Below are 21,953 nucleotides of genomic sequence, written 5' to 3' on the forward strand. Positions count from 1 at the left end.
ATTAGTTTCTTCGAAGCAATATACGGACCGCTCTCTTTATCCGGGCGCCCATGCTCGGGCTGTAGAGAGCATTTTGCCAGTTAACTTCTCTCCAAAGTTGGTGATCAAGCCGGCCTTCAATAAATGCAATCTCTTCACTTGATAGATCGCTTGTACGATTCTCTAATCTATATTTTGCACGGTAATCTTCCGTGGTAAGCTCCGATTGCCCCCGTGACTCGACAGCATGTTCGGGAAACCCGGGTGCATTTTCGATTTTTTGAAGCCGCGCCGACAAGAGGTCCAGGAATTTCTCCTCATTTCGCAACAAATCCTCATAGGATACGAACATGACGTCATCGCCATATATTGACCTAAGCCGAAGATAACTACGCATCTTCATTTGGTAGATTTCCAGTGGACCGGTATCAAATGGCGCCACAACCCTGTCGCGAACAGATACACCCATAGGCCGAGATAGAAATTCACCAAAGTCGTTATTGCTGTCAAACAATTTGACTGGATTATTCCCTCCCTTAAAGTAAGACTTAAGCCAGAAATACGGGTCTTTATAAATGCAAAGAAACAGTGTATTGCCGACGTAAGGCGACTGTGAAATTATGTCAAAAGCCGGCGCACCATGCTCCCAGCCCAATCCATTTTGTAGAATAATAGAGTCGGAAATATCAACTACCGTATTCTTTGTTTTTCTCTTAAATTTTCCAAGAGCATCGTATATCTGAGATTTCGCAGAATTCAAATCGTTTGCGGAATTCAAAACCCGAGCATCATAATTAGATTTAATTACTCCTCGCAGAAGGTTTGTGCCAGTGTTCCGCTCGCCGTAAATCTTAACAAAAGGCTTCTTGCGTCCGTCAAGCCGGGATCGTCGGATCCGCAGTTCATTCACAATGGCCTGACATTGCAGATATTGTAAGTTAACGCCTAACTGTTTGAAAAGCACTTGGTTAGCAATGCGGCTTGCGCCACTTAAATATAAATATTTAGGCGTATAGTGCGCAAGTACGACATGCTCCATATACCCCCGGCGCGGTCGTACATTAAAGCCACGTTCAGTGGGTTTGGAAATCTGCGGTCCCCCGGCAAACGGAGTTAAGGGCAGTGCCACCTGATCAAGCCAGGGTCGTTTATTTTCAATATTGGTCGCTCGGTCGATGGTTTGCGCCGCTTTCAGCCACGCTTGTCCAAACCCGGAATCTTTGGAAAATGATACCATGCCCGCATTGTAGTATGCTGGCACTGTCCGTAGCTCGCTCAGCTCAATATGGGGAATATCGGCCTGAGTTGCCCCAAAAAGTTGGTATACCTGCTCCCACTGAGATAAATTGCCCCAATCCTGCCCAAGTGAATACGTCAAGACAACCGGATCTTGAACTACGGGATCCAAGCTCGTTTCCCTCAGGAACAGCATGTCACTGTCCAGAAAAATTACGCGATCCTCACCAAATTCTTGATTACAGATCAGTATCTTGTTTCCGTGCGGGTAAGGTGTTTCAAAGAAACTCTGATCGGGGAGATTTCTAAGCCTTACTCTTAGGGTTTGGAAAAAATGCTCGTGCTCTTGCGACATGTGGTCAGCGTCTGACGGATCAATAAAAGCATAAAGCGCAACATCGGGATTCAGAAAGTTCCGCACTGATGACGCTAGCACAAGGCTTTGCCATTCCAGTGAATGCCCCGGCTTAAACATGAAAGCAATTGCTACAGACACCGCTTAGGTCACTCTACCCATCGTTGAGATCACTACTGCCGGGTGCCTAACATATGGTATTTGGGGTCACAAGTGAGAAGCGTTGCACTGAGTTGCAAGTTGCGCCTTTGGCTGCAAAACCTCAGAAGCACGTATGTATCTCGGCGAGTGGTGCGTCATCAGTTTGGCACAACAGGCGTTGACATGTACTACCTGGGTGTGTCGCGAACTTGTATCGGCAGCACACGCGCTCGAACGACATTTGCTGTCACATAAATGTAGTTGATAGCCACAGGCAAAAGGTAGCAGTCTGGGATGAAGCCACGTCGCCATTGCCGCCCAGACCAATGGCGCTCCAATGACACCCATTACACCGCCCATAGAGTGGGCAATCTCCCCACCATTCACCGTTGGACACATGGCCGACCCAGCGCAAAATCAAGAGACCGGCCCCGCTTCGAGAGGCAGGCCACGACCCAACCCATTAAAACCCAAAAAACCGATCATGAGACGGACTACCCACTGATCTTCCACGTATTTCATAGTCCCTTAAAAATCTCGCAACCCCATCGAACGACCTGTCCTCGCAGGGACAAACCGGGCGAGGCCCAGTCTCAAACCACATAGTCCTCGCGCAACTGCCGCCGCAGCACCTTGCCCGACAAAGTCACCGGCACGTCATCCACAAAGCGCACCACCTTGGGCACCTTGTAATTGGTCAACCGCGTCCGGCACGCCTCAAGGACATCCTCTTCGCCCACGCTGTCATCCGACCGGACCACAAAGGCCGCAGGCGCTTCGGCAGTCTTGTCATCCTTGATCCCGATGACCCCCACCTGCACCACCCCCGGCACGGTCGAGATGGCGTCCTCGATCTCGTTCGGGGACACGTTGAAGCCCGACACAAGGATCATGTCCTTCTTGCGGTCCACGATCTCCAGATAGCCGTCGGCGTCCATCACCCCGATGTCACCAGAATGGTACCAGCCATCCCGAATGGCGTCGTCCGTGGCCTCGGTGTTGTCAAGATATCCATCCATCATGCCCGGACTGCGCCCGATCACCTCGCCCGGCGACCCCGCAGGGACATCATTGCCCTCATCATCCACGATCCGCACTTCCGCGCCGGGTGCAGGCACGCCCACCATGCCAAGTCGGTTTGATCCCGGCGGGTTGAAGGTCAGAATACCCGACACCTCGGTCATGCCGTAGCCTTGCAATATCTCGACCCCGGTCATCTCCTGCCACTTCTGTGCAACCCCCGTCTGCTGTGCCGCCCCGCCGGAACCACAGAACCGGATGCCCGAGAACAGGGACTTGTCGAACCACGGCTCGGCCATGAGGGCCGCAAACAGCGTGTTGATCCCGGTGAACCACGTGATCCTGTACTTCTCGAACGCCACCTTCAGGTTCGAGGGCGGGCGCGGGCTGGGCGCCAGAATGCCGTGCGCGCCCACGGTCATGCCAGAGACAAAGATAAGACTGAACGCGGTGATGTGATACAGGGGCAAAGCGACCAGCGCGACCTCTTCTCCGTCTCGGAACAGACCCACAGTCATCAAGCGCCCCTGTTCGGCATTGGACAGGATCGCCTGATGGGACAGGACGGCCCCCTTGCTCCGTCCCGTGGTGCCGCTGGTGTATTGATACAGCGCAGGAGAAGCCCGGGTGACATCACGCGTATAGGCCGGGATATCCGCAGACGGCATGTGCCCGCGCCCCTTGGCCAGCGCGGCAGCCATCGGCGTCGCGGGGGTGGTCATGTTCGGGATCACCTTGCGCACGCGCTTCAGCACGAATTTCAGCAGGGTTTTCTTGAGCGTTGGAAAGAAATCGGCGACGGACAACGTGATCACATGCTGCACGCCCGTGCGGGCCACAACCTCGTCCAGCTTGTCGCCAAACAGATCGATGATGACGATCGCCTTGGCCTTGCTGTGGGTCAGCTGGTGCTCCAACTCGTGCGGGGTATAAAGCGGGTTCACATTTGTACCGATACACCCGGCTTTCGCGATGCCCAGCGACGCCACACAAAACCCGATGCAGTTGGGCGACATGATCGCCACGGTGTCCCCGCCCGACAGCCCCAACTCTTCCCGCAGATAAACGGCAAAGGCCTCCGCCTGCGCCTTCAACTCAGCAAAGGTAACGGTGGTCTCTGCCCCCGTGGGCAGGATCGTGGTCAACGCGGGCCTGGTGCCATACGTCTCCACCGCCCGATCCAGCGCGTCGGCCAACGTTCCAATCTCAAGCTGGTCAAGCGCAAAGCCTGCTGCCTGCTTTCCGAACGGGTGTTGCATTGGTTCTGTCATATGTCCCCCATAGCCGCCGTCTTAAGGTGATGTCAGGCCACTATACGCCAAATGTACAACCAGCATAGAGATACGCGATCCGCCGGCCCAAAGGCGCCGCTCGCGCCCCGGTGCAAAGTTCTTTTTGCACGGGGTCAAACGCGCAACACAGCCCATACACCTTTCGGATGAACGGCCGCTTTTCGTGTCTCATCTCTACAGGATAGAAAGGAACCTCGCGCCCGAGACGCAACGCTTTTTCTCAATCGAACCACGTCAGCTTGTCTGGCGTCATAGTGGCGCTGCGGCAGCTGTTCCTATGCAAAAGCAGGCAGAATTTCCTTGGCGATCTGTTCGAGCGTCTGTTCGATATCGGCGTTGTTGTAACGCAGGTTCAGCGCGACATGGTTCACGCCGATCGCCTCAAGCGCCTTCAAGTGGTCACGTAGGAAATCCGTGCCTGCAGCGTATCCAAGCGCGATGGGCCGCGCAGGCATCGTGGATTTGGCCATCACGTCGACATAAAGCGATTGAATGACGGGTTTACTCACATCGCAGACAGCCGAGACGCGGTCGCGATATTCGGCCACGGCGCGCTCTTGTGCCTCTAGCTTGCGGGGATAGGTGATCCACCCATCGCCATTTTCCGCCCCCCACACCGGGGATTGCTGCGCGCCGCCGGTGATGAACATCGGGACACGGCCCGAGGTCGGTTTGGGCAGCATGTCCATGTGTCCGTTCAGTCGTCCCTGTCCACTTTCATGGTTCGGAAAGCTGTCAAAGGTCGCGCGGATATAATCCACGCTGTCCCTGAACCGCGCCCCGCGGGTATCGTAATCCATGGCCAGCGCCGGATACTCCTCGGGCCTGTCGCCAGAGGCCACCCCAAGCAGCATGCGCCCATTCGATAGAACGTCCACGGATGCCGCACCCTTGGCAACATGTGCGGGGTGGCGCAGTGGCAGGATTGTGCTGGCGATACCCAACCCAATGGTATTGGTCATCGCCGCCAGGGTTCCGAGATAGACAAACGGGTCCAGCATCTGTCCGACATCGCCGAAAGACGGAACGTGAAACGGCACATCCCGAAGCCAGAGCGCAGAAAACCCCAATGCCTCGGCCATCTTGACACGCTCGATATGACGCTCAAGTGTGGGGACGTCCCCATCCAGACAGGCTTCCAGAGGCGTGATCAGTCCGATAGTCAACCGCCCCGGCTGGAAGGCAGAGGCATAAGCCCGGTTGAATTGTGGGAAAGGGGGTTTGGTGTGGGTACTTCCGTGCATCTTACTGTGTCATCGAACTTGTTGTCCCACAGATGGTCACAAATCGCTGAGCAAGGAAACCCAATTGGCACGGCAGGTCGTTACTACGCTGGACGCAATGACTGTGAAGCAATGTCCTGTTGCCCGGGCAACAAGAAGATGAACCAAACATACCTGGGCGGTTTCAAAGTCCGCCTTCCGCGCTGCACTGACATTCATGCCACGCGCAGCCATCGATATTGCGGGCTCAAAACCGGGTATTCAAAGACGCGTCTTCGCATCGACGGCAGCCTGAGCAGCACATGATGTTTGCACGGAACCCCGAAGCCGCCCCGTTTCGGGGGGCAGGCTACCTCGCAAGTGGTAAAAATCCGGCAAAGGCACCGTCCGGTGGGTCAAGCCTCTGATCGTCTGGGGCTTTTGCAAAATCACTAATATTCAGTGACTTGGCCGAAGGGTTTGTCCCCGCGGGGACAAACACAAGAAAAATGGCGCGCACCCACCGGGTACGCGCCATTCCACATCATCTTTCCGTCCGATTACTCGGTAACGGCGTTCTCAACATCGACGCTTACGCCCGGACCCATGGTCGAGCTGAGCGAGACTTTCATCATGTAAGTCCCCTTGGCACCGGCAGGCTTTGCCTTGGCCACGGCACCAACAAAGGCGCGGATGTTTTCGACCAGTTTGGCTTCGTCAAAGGACGCTTTGCCAACACCTGCGTGCACGACGCCAGCCTTCTCGGCCTTGAACTGAACTTCGCCACCTTTGGCCGCTTTCACGGCGTCTGCGACGTCCATGGTCACGGTGCCAACCTTGGGGTTCGGCATCAGGTTACGGGGGCCCAGCACTTTACCCAGACGACCCACGATGGGCATCATGTCAGGGGTCGCGATGCATCGATCAAAGTCGATGGTGCCGCCCTGGACGGTTTCCATCAAATCCTCGGCGCCGACGATATCTGCACCGGCTGCTTGCGCTTCCTCGGCCTTGGGGCCGCGGGCGAAGACAGCGACGCGGACATCTTTGCCCGTGCCGTTGGGCAGGCCAACCACGCCGCGCACCATCTGGTCCGCGTGGCGGGGATCGACGCCCAGGTTCATCGAGATTTCAATGGTCTCGTCGAACTTTGCCTTGGCGTTGCCTTTGACCAGGGCCACCGCGTCTTCGACGGTCAGGTTCTCTTTGCCGGCGAAGGCTTCGCGGGCCGCTGTTGTGCGTTTTCCAAGCTTTGCCATCTTACTTCACCTCGATGCCCATGGAGCGGGCGGAGCCCAGGATGATCTGCATTGCGCCTTCGATGTCGTTGGCGTTCAGATCTTTCATTTTCGCTTCGGCGATTTCCTTGACCTGGGCCGCTGTCACGGTGCCCACGGTTTCACGCGACGGGTTGTTCGCGCCAGATTTCACCTTGGCCGCCCTTTTCAGATAGTAGGACGCCGGGGGCGTCTTGATATCCATGGCGAAGGATTTGTCCTGGTAGTAGGTGATCACGGTCGGGCACGGCGCACCGGGCTCCAGATCTGCGGTCTTGGCGTTGAACGCCTTGCAGAATTCCATGATGTTGATGCCGCGCTGACCCAGGGCCGGACCAACCGGCGGGGATGGGTTTGCCTGACCGGCGGGCACCTGCAATTTCATGGTGCCGGCAAGTTTCTTGGCCATGTGCCAATCTCCTTTTCAAACAGCCGCAGAACGCGTTCCTTGGCCTATGTTGATGTGGTCTGGTCTGGCGGTCGCGACCGCCGCGCCTCCCACATGGGATGCTGCAAATGCAACAAGAGCGCCGGGTACAGCGCTCCTGTCCAAATTACAAGTGTGTTTTCACGTTTGTCGCCGCGGGGACAGGCTGTCAGCCCTCTTCGAGGATCACGTCGAAGCGCACGCGGCTACCGGGCAGACCGGCGTCGTTCAGGGGGCGGGACGGTGCGGCGATGATGATCTCTTCCGCAGCGACCCCACGGCCCACCAGCATTGCCATCAGCGCCTTGGCACGCAGCAGGCCTGTTGCCACACCCTCACCGGCTTGCAGATCACCTGCATGGTGGCCAATCACGCGCAGGCGGGCATGCGGACATTCCATGGCCAGGGTGGCCAGCCCCATGGCAGTGTCCAGATCACCCGACCCAAGCGAGACGGAGCGTGGCGCATAGAACAGCGTGGTGCTGTCAACGGCGCGCTGCAACTCTGTCACGCAGGATGCGGTCGCCCAGGGTTGCCTGACCGCAGGCGTGCGCACCGCAACCCGGGTGACGTTGTCAACAATCGAGAACTCGACACGGCGATCGTAGTAAGAGCTGGGCTGTGCCCCAACAACGCCCGACGGCTGGCGATCCCCGAGACCTTCCGCAACGAACATGCTGGTGTCGATACCGGACGCACCGATCAGTTTGATGACCTGCTCCGCGCGGGCCCGGCTGAGACGCAGGTTCGCGGCCGGATCACCAGACGGATCCGAATGTCCTTCAACCTGAATCTGCACGCCCGGGCAGGTTTGTGCGATCAGACCCAAAAGGCGGCCCTGCTCGATCCCTCCTTGGTCCGCGTTCAAACCACCACTTGGGAAGTAGACGCGCGCCTGACCAGCCATGGTTCGCAGATCCTCCATGCACTGCTGCTGCGCCCCTACCCCAAACGTGTTGGCATTGAAGAACGGGGCAGCCGGGGCCGGGGCCAATGCGGCAGTCCGCTGGGGCACCGCTTGCACGGCAGGCGCAGACTGAGGGAATGTTGCCCCGGCCAGAGGCTGTGCCTGGGCACTGGATGTGCCGACGGTGGTCAGTGTTGCTTCGGGTCCGGCCTGACGCGCAACAACCTCTTCTACCTCGGTCACGGCCGCGGGCAACACGGCGGTGGTTTGCGTGGATTGGGGCTGCACAGCCGATGTAGCTGCTGCGCTTGTAAATGTCTGTTCACCTATCGGCGCGTCAGCATCCCCTCCGCCCAGTTCCAGAAATCCGGATGCTGCAAACACAATTGCGGCAGATGGGACCAGCCACGGCAGGCTGTCCCGCAAATACGTCAATGCCATAGAATATCCCCCAGATACGCTGCTCGGCCTTCAATGGCACATCTACATCGTGTGTCTGCATCAACCAGTAGGCGACAATCCGCCACCTTCGTCAACAGGGCCTGTGGATTATCCTGTGGATAATTTTCAATTTCTGAATTTTTTCATGCACAGAATCAAAAAAGGCGCCCTTGCGTGCGCCCTTTCAAATAGTTCAGCGATCCGGTCAGATCTGTTTGGTGACTTGCGTGTATTCAAGTTCGACTGGCGTTTCGCGGCCAAAGATCGAAACGGTAACTTTCAGGCGCTGGTTGTCCTCGTCGACCTCTTCGACCATGCCGTCGAAATCCTCGAACGGACCATCGTTGACCTTGACCTTTTCGCCCACCTCGAAGCTGATCATCAGCTTCGGCGCTTCTTCACCTTCCTGAACACGGTTCAGAATCTGGTTCACTTCGGCGTCGCGCATCGGCATCGGACGGCCCTGCGGACCCAGAAAGCCGGTGACGCGGTTGATCGAGTTGATCAGGTGATACCCTTGGTCCGACATTTCCATGTGCACGAGCACATAGCCGGGCATGAAGCGGCGTTCGGTCGTCACTTTCTTGCCGCGACGGATTTCGATCACCTCTTCGGTCGGGACCAGCACTTCGTCGATCTGATCCTCAAGGCCGTTTTCCTCGACCGAGGTTCGGATTTGCTCGGCAATCTTCTTTTCGAAATTCGAAAGAACACTGACCGAATACCACCGTTTCGCCATTTTGTTTCTGGCCCCTCGCCCGATTTGTTACGTGTCGTGCAGCAGCTCGTGCCACCGCCCTGAATAAAAAGCGGCGCGGGGCTCGAATCGCCGCGCGCCTGTTTCAGATCAGGATCGGGAAATACTCCGCACCATATCAAAGTGCAAGAGGGTCGCGCGGGTTACGCGTTACCCGAAGGTCGTCAACACCATCTCGAGCCCACCACGGATCAAGATGTCAACAAGGGCGAAAAACACAGCCGTCAGAGCCGCGAGAATAAAGACCATGACAGTGGTCAGGAGTACCTCGCGCCGGGTCGGCCACACCACTTTCGCGACTTCCGAGCGAACCTGCTGGATGAACTGAAGTGGGTTGGTTGTGGCCATGGATCATGTCCTTTGCTGCGGATGGACCGCATGTAACGGCAGTCAAGAATGAATTCAAGGCGGGATTGCGCCCGCCTTGCCCGACCACGCGTGTTGCGCGGTGTCAGCTTTCCTGTGCCATCCTATGCAAACGGTCGGCCACAACTTCCTGATGCTCGGCCTCGGCCATCTGCAGGGCCTGGAAGTCAGGCATATAGAGGCCGTCAACCATACCGTCCGGGAACAGATCAAGCACGCTGTCCCAACGATAGGCAAATGCATCGAGTTTCACGCGCAATTCTTCAGCACGTGCCGTGTCTTTTGCCTCGACCTGGTTCAGCCAGCCCATGATAGCAGTCCAGATACGATCTGTCCCCAAGGTGAGGAACGCCCCCGCAACCAGGGCAAGGGCAATGGCGGCTCCGATCACGAACCAGTGCGGACGCAGAACAAAAAGCAATGCGGCGCTGGCAAGCGCGACGTGGCGTGTTCTGGGCTGAAATCCACGAACCTGCGCGATCACGTTTGCCAAGGGGCGGAATATGCGCGCACGTTTCTGGACCTGCACGTCGGGTGCCAATTCTGGCAGATCTGTTGCACGACGGTGCGGTGCAGCTTCCGATGCACGCTGGTCAAATGCACGTGGCGCGTCTGTCCGATCGGCGGCGTGCTGGCCTATACCGCCGCGCTGCGCCACCTTTTGTATCGCTTTGGTCTTGCGCGGCTGCGGCTTGGATGGGCCACCTTCGTCCGTCAGGACCGAACGGATCATCGACATCGTCTCTTCCTCACTTGCGGTGTGAGGTTGACCGGGGATCAACGTGTATTTCATCGACAGCTTCCTTGCCCCGACACCAATTGGGGCTCCATTTATCAGCCCGGGCAGATCGGGCATTTTTTACTAATCCGCGCGGTGCGGATGAGGCAAAGCTAGGGCTGGAATGTGCGGCGCACGTGTCAGAGATGTGGCGAAAAAAGGCACTGGGGCGGGAACCGGAACAACGCTGTTTCGCAGCCCTGACTGTTTCTGAAACGCGCCCTACAGCGTCGGTGTTTTCACACCTCGACCACAGTTTGGGCGCATTTAGGTGAGTCGGTTTCAGGTCCGAACCGCGCGCCACAATCGTATCCCGGTCGGACGTTGGGGTATTGGCAGGGCCATGGCGCGTGGTCTCAGAACAGGCTGCCCCGGCAACAGCCAAGCATACCATGCGAAAAACACACGATCCTGGGGACGTTTTCCTGTGAGTGGTGGAAGAGTGTGTTGTGGTGGCAGGGGCAGCAGGGTTCGAACCCGCGACCTACGGTTTTGGAGACCGTCGCTCTACCAGCTGAGCTATACCCCTTCGCGCTGGACTGAATTACGCGGCACGTTCGCGGTTTGCAAGGGTGAATTCAGGCTGCTGTTCGCGAAGTATGGTAACGGCTGGATTGGACGATGCCGGCATCGAAGAGATGGGCGATTTCCGTGTCCGACAGGCGGGCCACGTCACCCAGCAACTCTTCGGTATGTGCCCCGAGGGCTGGTGCCGGCACCGCCGGGTGTCGTTCCATCACGCCGAAGCTGGCAGGGTGCCTGGGCACCGGGAAGCGGCCAAGGCCCGGCTGGTTCAGCATTTCGAACATCGGATTGTCCGGTCCGAGGTCGGGATCCTCGGCCAAGGCTTCGCGGACCGTGCGGAATTCGGACCATGTCAGCCCTGCACGGTCGAAGTTATCACGGAAGTCCGACACCCGCCGCGCAGCGAACCATGGGCGTAAGATGTCGGTGATCTCTGCCCGTCGCCGCCACCGCTCGCCCTCATTCTGCAGCGACACACCATAGCGGCGTTCCAGCGCGTCCATGGCATTCTGCGTGCCGGTGGCCTTGACCAAACCACGCCATTGCCGGTCAGTCAGCCCGATCACCATGACACGGCGGCCATCGGCGCAGACGAAATCCTGGCCATAGGCTCCGTACAGCGCATTGCCCGCCCTTGTGCGGTCGCAGGGGTTCAGGGCTGCATCGCCGATCATGCCAAGATGGCCGATCGCGGCTGCAGCAACATCCTTGAGTGCAAGCCGAACCTGCTGCCCACCCCCGCCCCGCAAACGATGCCGTTCAGAGGCCAGCAAGGCAGACACGCACATGTTGCCAGCGATCAAATCCCATGCGGGCAAGGCATGCGCCACCGGGTCATGTGACCCTTCCGGCCCGGTCATATGTGGCACACCAAGTGCCGGGTTGACGGTGTAATCGACCTGAGGCCTGCCGTGCCGATCCCCGGACAGGGTGACCGTGACAATATCATCCCGAAGGCCGCGCAGCGTATCATGATCCAGCCAGCCGTGCGCAGGCAGGTTGGTGAGAAACAGCCCCGCGTCATCCTCCGGTGCAGCAACCAGCTGCTGCACCAATTCGCGGCCGCTGGGGTGGCGGGTGTCGACGGCAATGGATTTCTTACCCTTGTTCAGACCAGCCCAGAACAGGCTTTGGCCAGAGGGCGCAAGAGGCCAGCGCCCTGCATCGAGACCACCGCCGATCCGGTCGACCCGGATCACCTCGGCCCCCATTTGGGCCAACGTCATGCCCGCGAGTGGTACCGCCACGAAGGCGGAGTGTTCGACAACGCGCATACCGGACAAGATTGTCATTGCGTGTCCTCCCACATCGCGGTGGCTTGCATGCCCTGATGCCCGCGCTGGCCTGTGAAGAGGGACAGAACGCCATCTTCTTCTGTTGTGCAGATGTCGAGCGACGTGCCCACAAACAGGGGGTGCACGGCCCGGAAGTCGAAGTAACTTGGTGGGCGCTGTCTTGTCTCGATGGCGTGCCGCATCAGCAGCGCGGCTTGCAACGGGCCATGAATGACCAGACCGGGGTACTTTTCGACAGACCGGGCATAGTCCAGATCATAGTGGATCCGGTGCGCGTTGAAGGTGACGGCCGAGTACCGGAACAGCAGCGTCGCAGACATGTCGGCACGTTCGGTCGTTTCCGCGGGCATTGGTCGCTTCTTTGGTGGCGTGAAGCGCTCGGGCATTGGCAGATACACGATGTCCTGACGTTCTTCGATGGCCAATCCTTGCGGCCCGACAATTCTGTGATCGAGGGTCACGAACGCCATGGGACCGGACGCCGTGGTTTTTGTATCTACCGAACTAACGGCCGTATGCCGGTGCAATATGTCGCCCACGCGGATCGGTGCGTGGAAGCTCAGAGCACCCCCAGCCCACATCCTGCGCGGCAGACCAAGCGGCGGCAGCAATGCGCCTGGCGCAGGATGCCCGTCAGCGCCGAGATGGTCCGTATGGGCCACGGGCACGAAAGCACTCCAGTGCCAGAGGGCGGGAAGCAGATCACCGGCACGGGGTAATAGGTCATCGGACCTGCCAAGTGTGGCGTGCAGCTTTGCGGCCATCGATTGGTCGATGCCGCCAACGTCCGACAGGCTTCGTCCGACCCACGCATCTACGTTCACCTGGTCCATGATGCCCTCCCTTGCTCTTCACTAAGGGTGGAGAGATGGAAGAAAAAATCAATATATTTTAATGACTTAGATGAATACCGTCGTATACCAAAGCGGCATCTTCGCAGACGCAGCATTTGGAGGATTGTGCAATATCAAGGGGTTTACGGTTGAGTTTGCTGATGCAGCACCGAGATGCCGGCATCCAAAAAATTTCGTCCAGGGCGGGAAATTTGTAACTTAATGTCTCGCACCCGCCGAACCTCACGGCAATCGAGACACGCGTATCAGCGTCGATCAAACCAAAATGATTCCCCCCGCTTGGAAACCATCGGCGCGTGGTACTGCGTGAAAAAGGGCGACCATGTGGCCGCCCCTTTCAAAGCCTCAGGCTGGTGGCATCCAGTATGAACCTTCCGCCCCTGCCGCTGATTTTAATCAGTGATCTTGGACACGACGCCGGCGCCGACGGTGCGGCCGCCTTCGCGGATCGCGAACCGCAGGCCCTGCTCCATCGCGATCGGCGCGATCAGCTCAACCCCAAACGACACGTTGTCGCCCGGCATCACCATCTCGGTGCCCTCGGCCAGCTGAACCGTGCCCGTCACATCCGTCGTCCGGAAGTAGAATTGCGGACGGTAGTTCGCAAAGAACGGCGTGTGACGGCCACCCTCGTCCTTGGTCAGGATGTAGGCTTCGGCCTCGAACTTCGTGTGCGGGTTCACCGAACCGGGCTTGCACAGCACCTGGCCGCGCTCAACCGCTTCACGGTCGATACCACGCAGCAGCGCGCCGATGTTGTCGCCCGCTTCACCACGATCCAAGAGCTTGCGGAACATTTCCACGCCCGTGCAGGTCGTTTTCTGGGTGTCCTTGATGCCGACGATCTCGATCTCGTCGCCCACGTTGATCACGCCACGCTCGACACGACCGGTCACAACCGTACCACGGCCGGAGATCGAGAACACGTCCTCGACTGGCATCAGGAAGGGCTGGTCAATCGCACGCTCGGGCGTCGGGATGTATTCGTCCACAGCCGCCATCAGTTCGCGGATCTTGTCCTCGCCGATCGCGTTGTCACGGCCTTCCATCGCCGCCAGCGCGGAACCCGCGATGATGGGCGTGTCGTCGCCGGGGTATTCATAGGTGTCCAGCAGTTCGCGGACTTCCATTTCCACCAGTTCCAGCAGCTCTTCGTCGTCGACCTGGTCCACCTTGTTCATGAACACGACGATCTTCGGGATGCCAACCTGGCGGCCCAGCAAGATGTGCTCGCGCGTCTGGGGCATCGGGCCGTCAGCCGCGTTCACAACCAGGATCGCGCCGTCCATCTGAGCGGCACCGGTGATCATGTTCTTGACGTAGTCGGCGTGGCCGGGGCAGTCGACGTGGGCGTAGTGGCGCGCGTCGGTCTCGTATTCCACGTGCGCGGTCGAGATCGTGATCCCGCGCGCTTTCTCTTCGGGCGCCCCGTCAATCTGGTCATACGCCTGGAAATCACCGAAATACTTCGTGATCGCCGCCGTCAGCGTCGTCTTGCCGTGGTCAACGTGACCAATCGTGCCAATGTTAACGTGCGGCTTCGTACGTTCAAACTTTTCCTTTGCCATCTCTCAAGACGCCCTTTGTTAAGTTGTGGGTCGGAACCCGTGGTTCACTCCGCGCGGCATGTATTGTGAATGAGCAGGAAAATCAAGCGGGGTTAGGCGCCGTTCGCGGGTCCTTTGATGGCGGCGGTGACCGCAACGGCAAAACCCTCGACCGTCTGGTCATAGTCCCGTTCCGGCGACGGGCTGGTCGCAACGCCGATCACGCCGGGCAGACGTACAAACTCGGATGTCCCCAGAACCACTTCGGGTCCGAACAGCAATGTACCTGTTTGCGCATCCGTCACCGCCACCTCGGCCTTGATCGAGCTGGGACCCCCAAATGCAAAAGCTGATCCGGGAGAGGTCAAACGCACACGCTGCAAAGCTATGTCGATGTTCGCATTGGACGGCCCGCCTGCCCCCATGCGACGCCCCAGCGCACGCATGATATCGCTGGCGATTTTCTCTGGTGGGATATCCAGTGTTCGCCCTTCGACACCAATAAACGATGAGGTATCCACCCGAACCACATTGGCCACAATATCAGCAGGGCCGACGCGCGATCCAGTTGCCGGTGCCGTGGTCATGCACGCAGCCAAGGCAAAGGCTACGTTCAGACAGAAGGCAAGATGTAAGACCCGTTTCATTGTAGCGCACTCCTCTCATTGTGATGCGCCATCCTAAGCCTCGGTGGGGACGTCCGTATTTTCGATTATTGCGTTTTCTTCAGAATCAAGCGCGTCTGTCGACGGAGCGTCCGGCGCAAACCAACCCTCCTCATTCCGCTGTTTTACCAGGTAACGCTCGACGGCCTTGGCGGCGTTCTGGCTCAATTCCTTGAGTTGTTCTTCGGCTGTCATTGTGTAGCCTGTCCCGATGACCGGCGCGGTTCCAAATGTTTCCAGCACCGTGATCTGTTCGGGTTCGTCGTTCAGCTTGTCCCCGGCGGCATCATCCCAGACCGTGACATTCAAGATCAGCGCGGACTTGGGCGCCAGAACAAGCGGGATTCCCGGTTGGGCAAGGACGTACCCTTCGACGGAAATGCCGAAGTGATAGCGGCTTGGCCCGTCATAGCGCCCGAAACGTTCCGCCATCGCGTCTTTGACTGCCGCGGCAAGCTGTTCATCGGTTGCTTCACGACTCAGCGGCCCACGCTGTGCCTTGTCGGCAATCACGATGTTATGCTCGAGCCGGAAGTCCCCCAGCGGCACCGGAGCATCACCGAGATCGCGACTGCTGGCGCATGCCGACAGTCCAGCCAGCAACACAAGGCCCAAAACCCAACGTATCATTCCTGCACTCTCCCCGTTTTTATTGCATATCGGATACCCCAGCTGCGACGACGGCGCAATTGTCGGGTGCGAAGCGGCGCATATATCATAACGTATCCACGGAGGATGACATGTCTAACACGGCCCTGTCCGAGGCGCTGCCAGTGCGCGTTCCGCTGGTGCGAGAAGAAACCGGCATCTGGAAAAGCCTGCAGATGGCGCGCAAGAACGTGCTGGCCATTATCCCCGAGGTTGCCACGACACTGCCCATCGTGTCGGGCAAAACGGGCAAGCGGTGGCACATGATCATGGATCCGGGTGGCATTCGGCAGATGCTGCTGGACCGTCTGGACACCTACCCCAAATCCATCGTCACAAAGAACCTGTTGCAGCCTGCCATTGGCGAGTCCCTGTTCATTGCAGAAGGGGCGAACTGGCGTTGGCAGCGCCGCACGGCTGCCCCGGTGTTCACCCACCGCAACATGATGAACCTGGCCCCGATCATGACCGCCGCCGCGGAACGCTGCGCAAACCGCATTTCGGCAGCAGGACCAAGAGCCGTAAACCTGCTGGACGAGATGGTGAGCACGACCTTTGACATCATTGCCGATGTCACCTTTTCCGGCGATGGGACATTTGACCGGTCGTCTATCCACCGCGCGATCGATGACTATATCTCAAATGCTGGAAAAATCTCTCTTTTTGATATCATGGGCGCACCGGATTGGGTGCCCCGCCCCGGGCGCATCGTGCAGGGCGCGGCCATGCGCGACACCAAGGCAATTGCTGACCGGGCCATCGAAGCCCGCGCCGCACGGCCCCATGACGGCGTGCCGGATCTGCTGGATCTGTTGATGGCGGGCGAAGACCCGGAGACCGGGCGCAAGATGACCACGGCAGAATTGCGGGACAACCTGCTGACCTTCATCGTGGCAGGGCATGAAACCACGGCGCTGACATTGGCGTGGTCCATGTACCTCGTTGCATTCGACCCGGCCGTGCAGGATCGCGCACGGGCCGAAGCGCACTCGGTCCTGCAAGGCCGTCCGGCCTGCGGGGACGATATTCGGAATCTGCCTTTCATTCGTCAGATCATTGACGAGGCGCTGCGTCTTTACCCGCCCGCCGGGATGGTGTCGCGCACGGCCATGGCAGATGACGTGCTGTGCGGACGCGAGATCAGGAAGGGCGACACCTGCATCATCCCGATCTATGCCGTCCACCGATCCAAGCTTTTGTGGGATGATCCGGATACGTTCCGCCCCGACCGTTTTGCCGACCGCAAATCGGTGGATCGCTATGCATATCTGCCTTTTGGCGACGGCCCACGGATCTGCATTGGCGCCTCTTTCGCCTTGCAAGAGGCCGTCATCATCCTTGCCACGATGCTCAGCCGGTTCAAGTTCTCGCCCGTTCCGGGGAAAGAACCGGAACCGGTGATGATCCTGACGCTGCGCCCCGAGGGCGGTGTGTGGCTGATGGCGGAACCTGTTCAGCCACAGATGGCCTGAAGGTCAACCCACTGCTGTTCGGTGAGTACCGGGGACCAATCGCCATTGTCGGGGGCTGCCGCCCGCGCCTTTCCAATCCGATCGGACAGTGTCGGATGGGACAGGAAGTGTGAGATGACACCGTCATTGTCCCCATGTTTCTTGCGCAACCGTTCAAACATGTCACCGAGAGCGGCGGGAGATACCCCGGCCTGCTCAAGCACCTTGTGCGCGAAGGTGTCCGCAGCCTCTTCGGCGGCTTGGGTGTAGTTCGCATCTATCAGACGTTCCGTCAGGAACAGGACGACAGCGCCGCCGGCAAAATCACCAAAGAGCAGACCCAGAACGCCGATGCTGCCTGCGGACCGGAGGGCGTGGCGCGTTGGATCGCGGCTGGCGACATGGCCAAGTTCATGCGCGAAGACGGCTGCCACTTCCTCGGGCTTTTCGGCGGCGTCGATCAGGCCACGGAAGAACACGACATATCCACCCGGCAAGGCAAAGGCGTTGATCATGGGATGGTTCAGAACGAACACGGATACTTCGGCGTTGTCTGGCATCGACGGGGCAAAGGTCGCGGCCATTTCATTCAGTGCCGCCCGTCCCTCCGGATTTTCGCAGACCCGCAGCGGGCCCAGAGTGTCACTGCCCAGCGCACCACGGATCTGTTCAAATGTTGCCTCGCCCAGCGCGCGTTCGGCGCGGGGTGGGATGAAATTAGCAAGCTGGTCGGCCATCAGCGGGATCAGGATTCCGATCTGTAACGCAACCGCCGCGACAGCACCGGCCGCCCACAAGGCGAGGCGTCCACGCCCCTTGGGCGGTGCGCGCCGGGTGAGCTGTGGCAGCCTTGGCAACGCTTCTGCATTGGGAACGTACAGCCGTGCAATCGGATCGCCCGTCAGCCGCAAAACCGCATCAATTCCGCTGGGCAGATCCGAGACCGTTCGAATGTCAGACGCCCGCCATATCACGTCATCCGCATTCTGACGCGTGAGAATGATGTGCGCACCGTCATCGCTTGGCGTGACATAGACCGGAACCGGGGTTGGCGTTTCGCCATCGAAGTAAGACGCGTGGGTCATATCGCTGCCCCCAGATCAAGCGCCTCGGCGAACCCTTCTGCCTCGGCAAACTCATCACGCGCGGCCTGGCTGACGCGCTGCAGGCCTGCGTGTTCTTGCAACACGGTGGTTGTTGCCATGTGCCGCATCAGCGGGAACGTCACGAAGGTGTTGTAGACAACAGACCAGAGCAGGAAGACGGCGAAATACAGAATGACCGACGCAGCGATGGAAAACCAGCGGGGTACATCGAATGTCAGGTCCCGATCCGCGCCGACCATGTCGGTCAGGAGATCAAAGCCAAAGACAGGCAAGAGGACAAGACCAATCAGCACGATCCCAAGGGTCAGCACCAGATAGGCAAGCACGGTACCACCCGCGTAGATCCAGGCAACACGCCCCGTTCTTAGCTGCGAGGCAAAGGTGACGCCCGGCGCGGTCTTGTGGTTCGCCATCGCACGGCGCGCGCCGAAGATGTAGTGCACCACACCGTAGTACACAGAGAGCATCAGCGGGATAAGGAGCCACATCCGCCAAAGCGCCATTGTTTGGCGGCCCTCGACCCCTGATGTGTCGAGTTCAATGCCGGTGGCGCCAGCCACGACACCGCGGGCAAAGAGATCGAGCGCGGGCCCGAGCGGTTGCAGCACGATGACCCAGAGCGTCCATAGGCCGCAAAGCACCAGGGCAACGATCAGCGGCACGGCGGCGCGGTAGAGCATTGTCCATGTACCGCCCTGTGTCAGCCTGGATGAGCCGAAAAACGTGCGGTCGGTGCGGTATTTTTCAAGATAGAACGTCATGCGCGGCCAGAGAATGCCAAGGCTACAGATCGTCACCAACCAGTGTAAGCACGCGCGCCAGGCGTAGCCCCATGCGCCGGGTTCCAGCCCGAAGCGTACACCGCGCCAGCGCGTGCGTCCCAGAACATACCGGCGGGCACGATATCGGGCATAGAACCACAGCGGGATCACACCCAGGAAACTGAGGAAATACCCCGCCACGTTGCCGTCAAACAGGGTGAAGCTGGCGAACATCAACAGCAAGTTCACCACGCCGATGTAGAACGTCAGGATCACAACGGCGATGAAGAAGCCCAGCAGCTTTTCCCAAGGGTCGCCCACATATTCCATCGGGTGCCCACCCGGCCGGATCGAACCCCAGAAATAGCGGCGCAGTCGGGTCTTCATCCAGAAGCGATAGAAGCCCAGCGTCAGGATCGACCAGAACCCGGTCGTCAAAGCCAGCCAAAAGACCGCACCACGACGACCGACAAAGCCGACCGTGAGCGCGCCGTCAGGTGAACTTGTTGTCTCTTGGGAAGCCGCGGGGGGCCATCCGCCCTGCCCCTGCGCGTTTTCCGCGCCACTCGGCAAGGTCGGTTTCTGTTCTTGTTCGTCCTGCGGGGTCGAGCCAGCTGAGCCCGTCTGCCAGGGTGAAGGTGGTTGCATCGCTCAGGCCCCCGTCCTTGTACTTTTGCAGGCGCACGCCTTTGCCACGCGCCATCTCTGGCAGCTCTTCAAGGCCAAAGACCAGAACCTTGCGGTTCTCACCGACAACGGCAACGCAGTCGCCTTCGGCGGGCTTGCACACTGCCAAAGTGACATCGCCGCGCACATTCAGCACCTGTTTGCCCGTCCGGGTCTGCGCGATCACTTCGTCCTCGGGCACGATAAAACCGTCCCCCGCCGAGGATGCGACCAAAAGATTACGGCCCGGTTTATGGGTCAGCAGCGAATGAATCTGCACTTCGTTCGGCAGATCGACCATCAGGCGCAACGGCTCGCCCATGCCACGCCCGCCCGGCAGGTTCGATGCGGACAGTGTGTAGAACCGCCCATTTGACCCGACCACCACCAGACGATCCGTGGTTTCCGCGTGGAAGATAAAGCGCGGACCATCACCGTCCTTGAATTTCAGCTCGCGGCTCAGATCGATATGGCCCGTCATGGCGCGGATCCAGCCCATTTGACTGCACACGACAGTGATCGGTTCGCGGTCGATCATCGCCTCAAGCGGCACATCCTCGATCTGACCTGCTTCTGCGAACGTGGTGCGGCGCGCGCCACCCTCATAGTCCTTGCCGAATTTCTTCCTGGTCTCGCGCATCTGGTCAGAGATGGCCTGCCATTGCAGATCTTCGCTTTCGAGCAGGTCTTCGAGCCCGGCACGCTCTTCCATCAGTTCGGATTGCTCGCGCAACAGTTCCATCTCTTCGAGACGGCGCAGAGACCGCAGGCGCATGTTCAGGATCGCTTCGACCTGAACTTCGCTCAGTTCACCATCGCCCGCGGGTGGCGAGACATAGTCGGCCTCGGTCATCGCGCGGGGATGATCCTTGCCCCAGTCCTCGCGCATCAGCGCGGCCTTGGGATCGTCATCATAGCGGATGATGTCTATCACACGATCAAGGTTGAGGAAGGCAACGATCAGACCCTCGAGCACCTCGAGCCGGTGGTCGATCTTTTCCATACGGTGCTGGCTGCGGCGGATCAGCACCTCGCGCCGGAAATCAAGGAAGGCGCGCAGCACTTCCTTCATTGAGCAAACCTTGGGCGTGACCCCTTCGATCAGCACGTTCATGTTGAGCGAGAACCGCACTTCGAGATCGGAATTGCGGTAAAGCATCCCCATCAGTACGTCCGGGTCCACATTCTTGGACCGGGGTTCGAGGATCAGGCGGATGTCGTCGGCGGATTCGTCCCGCACATCGGCGAGGATCGGAACTTTCTTGGTCTGGATGACCTCGGCCAGTTTCTCGATCAGTTTGGATTTCTGGACCTGGTAGGGAATTTCGGTGACGACGATCTGCCACTGACCACGACCCAGATCCTCGACCTCGTAACGGCAGCGCAGGCGGAACCCACCCTTGCCCGTGCGGTAGGCTTGCGCGATCGCCTCGGGCGGTTCGACAATGATACCGCCTGTCGGGAAGTCGGGGCCGGGCACGTAATTAAGAAGCGTATCGTCGCGAGCGTCCGGTGTCTTGATCAGGTGCAGGCAGGCGTCGCACAGCTCGGCAATGTTATGGGGCGGGATATTTGTGGCCATGCCCACGGCAATCCCGGAGGAGCCATTGGCCAGCAGGTTCGGAAACTGGGCAGGCAGCACGACAGGTTCGGTCAGGGTGCCGTCGTAGTTTTCGCGGAAATCGACTGCGTTCTCGTTGAGCCCCTCAAGCAGCGCTTCGGCTACGGCGGTCATCCGCGCCTCGGTGTAGCGCGAAGCAGCAGGGTTATCGCCGTCGATGTTGCCGAAGTTCCCCTGCCCATCGACCAGCGGGTAGCGCACGTTGAAATCCTGCGCGAGGCGGGCCATCGCATCGTAGATCGCGGCGTCCCCGTGGGGGTGATAGTTGCCCATCACGTCGCCCGAGATCTTGGCCGACTTGCGGAATCCACCCGAGGACGACAGCCGCAATTCCCGCATAGCGAACAGAATCCTGCGGTGCACCGGTTTCAGACCATCCCGCGCATCGGGAAGCGCACGGTGCATGATAGTGGACAGGGCATAGGTCAGATACCTTTCGCCCAGCGCACGGCGCAGCGGTTCGGACAGGTTCATATTGGGGTTATCGGTCTGATCTGACATAGATGATGTGTAGCCGCCCACCTTGCCGGGAACAAGCGGTCAGGTGCGCGATCTTCCGTTCGGGAAAGCTTGATGCCCGTGCTGCGTTGCCGCGACACCACAGCGCGACAGTACGGGGAAGACTGGCCCGCTTTT

The 21,953-nt window shown here is 59.1% G+C and carries 18 protein-coding genes and 1 tRNA gene; 1 reads left to right on the forward strand and 18 read right to left on the reverse strand.

From position 1 onward, the window contains the following. Position 1: 1 nt before the first annotated feature. The 15 genes from Q1A75_RS07680 to Q1A75_RS07750 form a co-directional block, all read right to left on the reverse strand. A complete protein-coding gene (locus tag Q1A75_RS07680) occupies positions 2-1,711 on the reverse strand; it encodes a hypothetical protein (protein ID WP_299591978.1) in 1,710 nt (569 codons plus the stop codon). A gap of 593 nt (positions 1,712-2,304) precedes the next feature. Continuing rightward, positions 2,305-4,002, reverse strand: coding sequence for an AMP-binding protein (locus Q1A75_RS07685; RefSeq protein WP_299591975.1), 1,698 nt, complete (start codon positions 4,000-4,002; stop codon positions 2,305-2,307). A 296-nt stretch (positions 4,003-4,298) separates the two neighbouring features. Then, complete coding sequence (locus Q1A75_RS07690) at positions 4,299-5,267, reverse strand: LLM class oxidoreductase (RefSeq protein ID WP_299591973.1); 969 nt, start codon at positions 5,265-5,267, stop codon at positions 4,299-4,301. A 518-nt stretch (positions 5,268-5,785) separates the two neighbouring features. Next, positions 5,786-6,484: a 50S ribosomal protein L1 gene (gene rplA / locus Q1A75_RS07695; RefSeq protein ID WP_299591971.1), complete on the reverse strand. Its 699-nt coding sequence runs from the start codon at positions 6,482-6,484 to the stop codon at positions 5,786-5,788. Position 6,485: 1 nt separating this feature from the next. Beyond that, positions 6,486-6,911, reverse strand: coding sequence for a 50S ribosomal protein L11 (rplK, locus tag Q1A75_RS07700; protein WP_299591969.1), 426 nt, complete (start codon positions 6,909-6,911; stop codon positions 6,486-6,488). Between the two features lie 187 nt (positions 6,912-7,098). Continuing rightward, complete coding sequence (locus Q1A75_RS07705) at positions 7,099-8,277, reverse strand: OmpA family protein (RefSeq protein WP_299591967.1); 1,179 nt, start codon at positions 8,275-8,277, stop codon at positions 7,099-7,101. Positions 8,278-8,482: 205 nt separating this feature from the next. Further along, positions 8,483-9,016: a transcription termination/antitermination protein NusG gene (gene nusG, locus Q1A75_RS07710; protein ID WP_299591965.1), complete on the reverse strand. Its 534-nt coding sequence runs from the start codon at positions 9,014-9,016 to the stop codon at positions 8,483-8,485. Positions 9,017-9,184: 168 nt separating this feature from the next. Beyond that, positions 9,185-9,382: a preprotein translocase subunit SecE gene (secE, locus tag Q1A75_RS07715; RefSeq protein WP_299591963.1), complete on the reverse strand. Its 198-nt coding sequence runs from the start codon at positions 9,380-9,382 to the stop codon at positions 9,185-9,187. 103 nt (positions 9,383-9,485) lie between these two features. Beyond that, the gene (locus tag Q1A75_RS07720) at positions 9,486-10,193 is read right to left on the reverse strand and encodes a hypothetical protein (RefSeq protein WP_299591961.1); all 708 of its coding nucleotides are present in this window, start codon (positions 10,191-10,193) and stop codon (positions 9,486-9,488) included. A 438-nt stretch (positions 10,194-10,631) separates the two neighbouring features. Continuing rightward, positions 10,632-10,707 (reverse strand) — tRNA-Trp (locus tag Q1A75_RS07725). Positions 10,708-10,756: 49 nt separating this feature from the next. Continuing rightward, positions 10,757-11,995, reverse strand: coding sequence for a CoA transferase (locus tag Q1A75_RS07730; protein WP_299591959.1), 1,239 nt, complete (start codon positions 11,993-11,995; stop codon positions 10,757-10,759). Next, positions 11,992-12,831: a MaoC family dehydratase N-terminal domain-containing protein gene (locus Q1A75_RS07735; protein WP_299591957.1), complete on the reverse strand. Its 840-nt coding sequence runs from the start codon at positions 12,829-12,831 to the stop codon at positions 11,992-11,994. The genes Q1A75_RS07730 and Q1A75_RS07735 overlap by 4 nt, the downstream gene beginning before the upstream one ends. Positions 12,832-13,244: 413 nt before the next feature. Next, the gene (gene tuf, locus Q1A75_RS07740) at positions 13,245-14,420 is read right to left on the reverse strand and encodes an elongation factor Tu (RefSeq protein ID WP_299591955.1); all 1,176 of its coding nucleotides are present in this window, start codon (positions 14,418-14,420) and stop codon (positions 13,245-13,247) included. 92 nt (positions 14,421-14,512) lie between these two features. Next, on the reverse strand, positions 14,513-15,046 hold the full coding sequence (locus Q1A75_RS07745; RefSeq protein ID WP_299552016.1) for a hypothetical protein: 534 nt from the start codon (positions 15,044-15,046) through the stop codon (positions 14,513-14,515). Between the two features lie 33 nt (positions 15,047-15,079). Next, complete coding sequence (locus tag Q1A75_RS07750) at positions 15,080-15,694, reverse strand: hypothetical protein (protein WP_299552013.1); 615 nt, start codon at positions 15,692-15,694, stop codon at positions 15,080-15,082. A gap of 110 nt (positions 15,695-15,804) precedes the next feature. Between Q1A75_RS07750 and Q1A75_RS07755 the strand changes: the two genes are divergently transcribed. Then, positions 15,805-17,184, forward strand: coding sequence for a cytochrome P450 (locus Q1A75_RS07755; RefSeq protein ID WP_299552010.1), 1,380 nt, complete (start codon positions 15,805-15,807; stop codon positions 17,182-17,184). Here the strand turns inward: Q1A75_RS07755 and Q1A75_RS07760 are convergent. From Q1A75_RS07760 to Q1A75_RS07770, 3 genes are read right to left on the reverse strand one after another with little or no spacing between them, the layout of a single operon-like run. Next, a complete protein-coding gene (locus tag Q1A75_RS07760; RefSeq protein WP_299552006.1) occupies positions 17,166-18,248 on the reverse strand; it encodes a M48 family metallopeptidase in 1,083 nt (360 codons plus the stop codon). The two genes, Q1A75_RS07755 and Q1A75_RS07760, sit on opposite strands and share 19 nt — an antisense overlap. Continuing rightward, positions 18,245-19,603, reverse strand: a complete 1,359-nt coding sequence (locus Q1A75_RS07765) for a DUF898 family protein (protein ID WP_299552003.1) — start codon at positions 19,601-19,603, stop codon at positions 18,245-18,247. The genes Q1A75_RS07760 and Q1A75_RS07765 overlap by 4 nt, the downstream gene beginning before the upstream one ends. After that, positions 19,524-21,818: a DNA topoisomerase IV subunit A gene (locus Q1A75_RS07770; protein ID WP_299552000.1), complete on the reverse strand. Its 2,295-nt coding sequence runs from the start codon at positions 21,816-21,818 to the stop codon at positions 19,524-19,526. Before Q1A75_RS07770 ends, Q1A75_RS07765 begins: the two co-directional genes overlap by 80 nt. Positions 21,819-21,953 lie beyond the last annotated feature (135 nt).

Origin of the sequence: uncultured Tateyamaria sp. (assembly GCF_947504105.1) — a bacterium.
In the GTDB taxonomy this organism is placed as follows: Bacteria; Pseudomonadota; Alphaproteobacteria; order Rhodobacterales; family Rhodobacteraceae; genus Tateyamaria.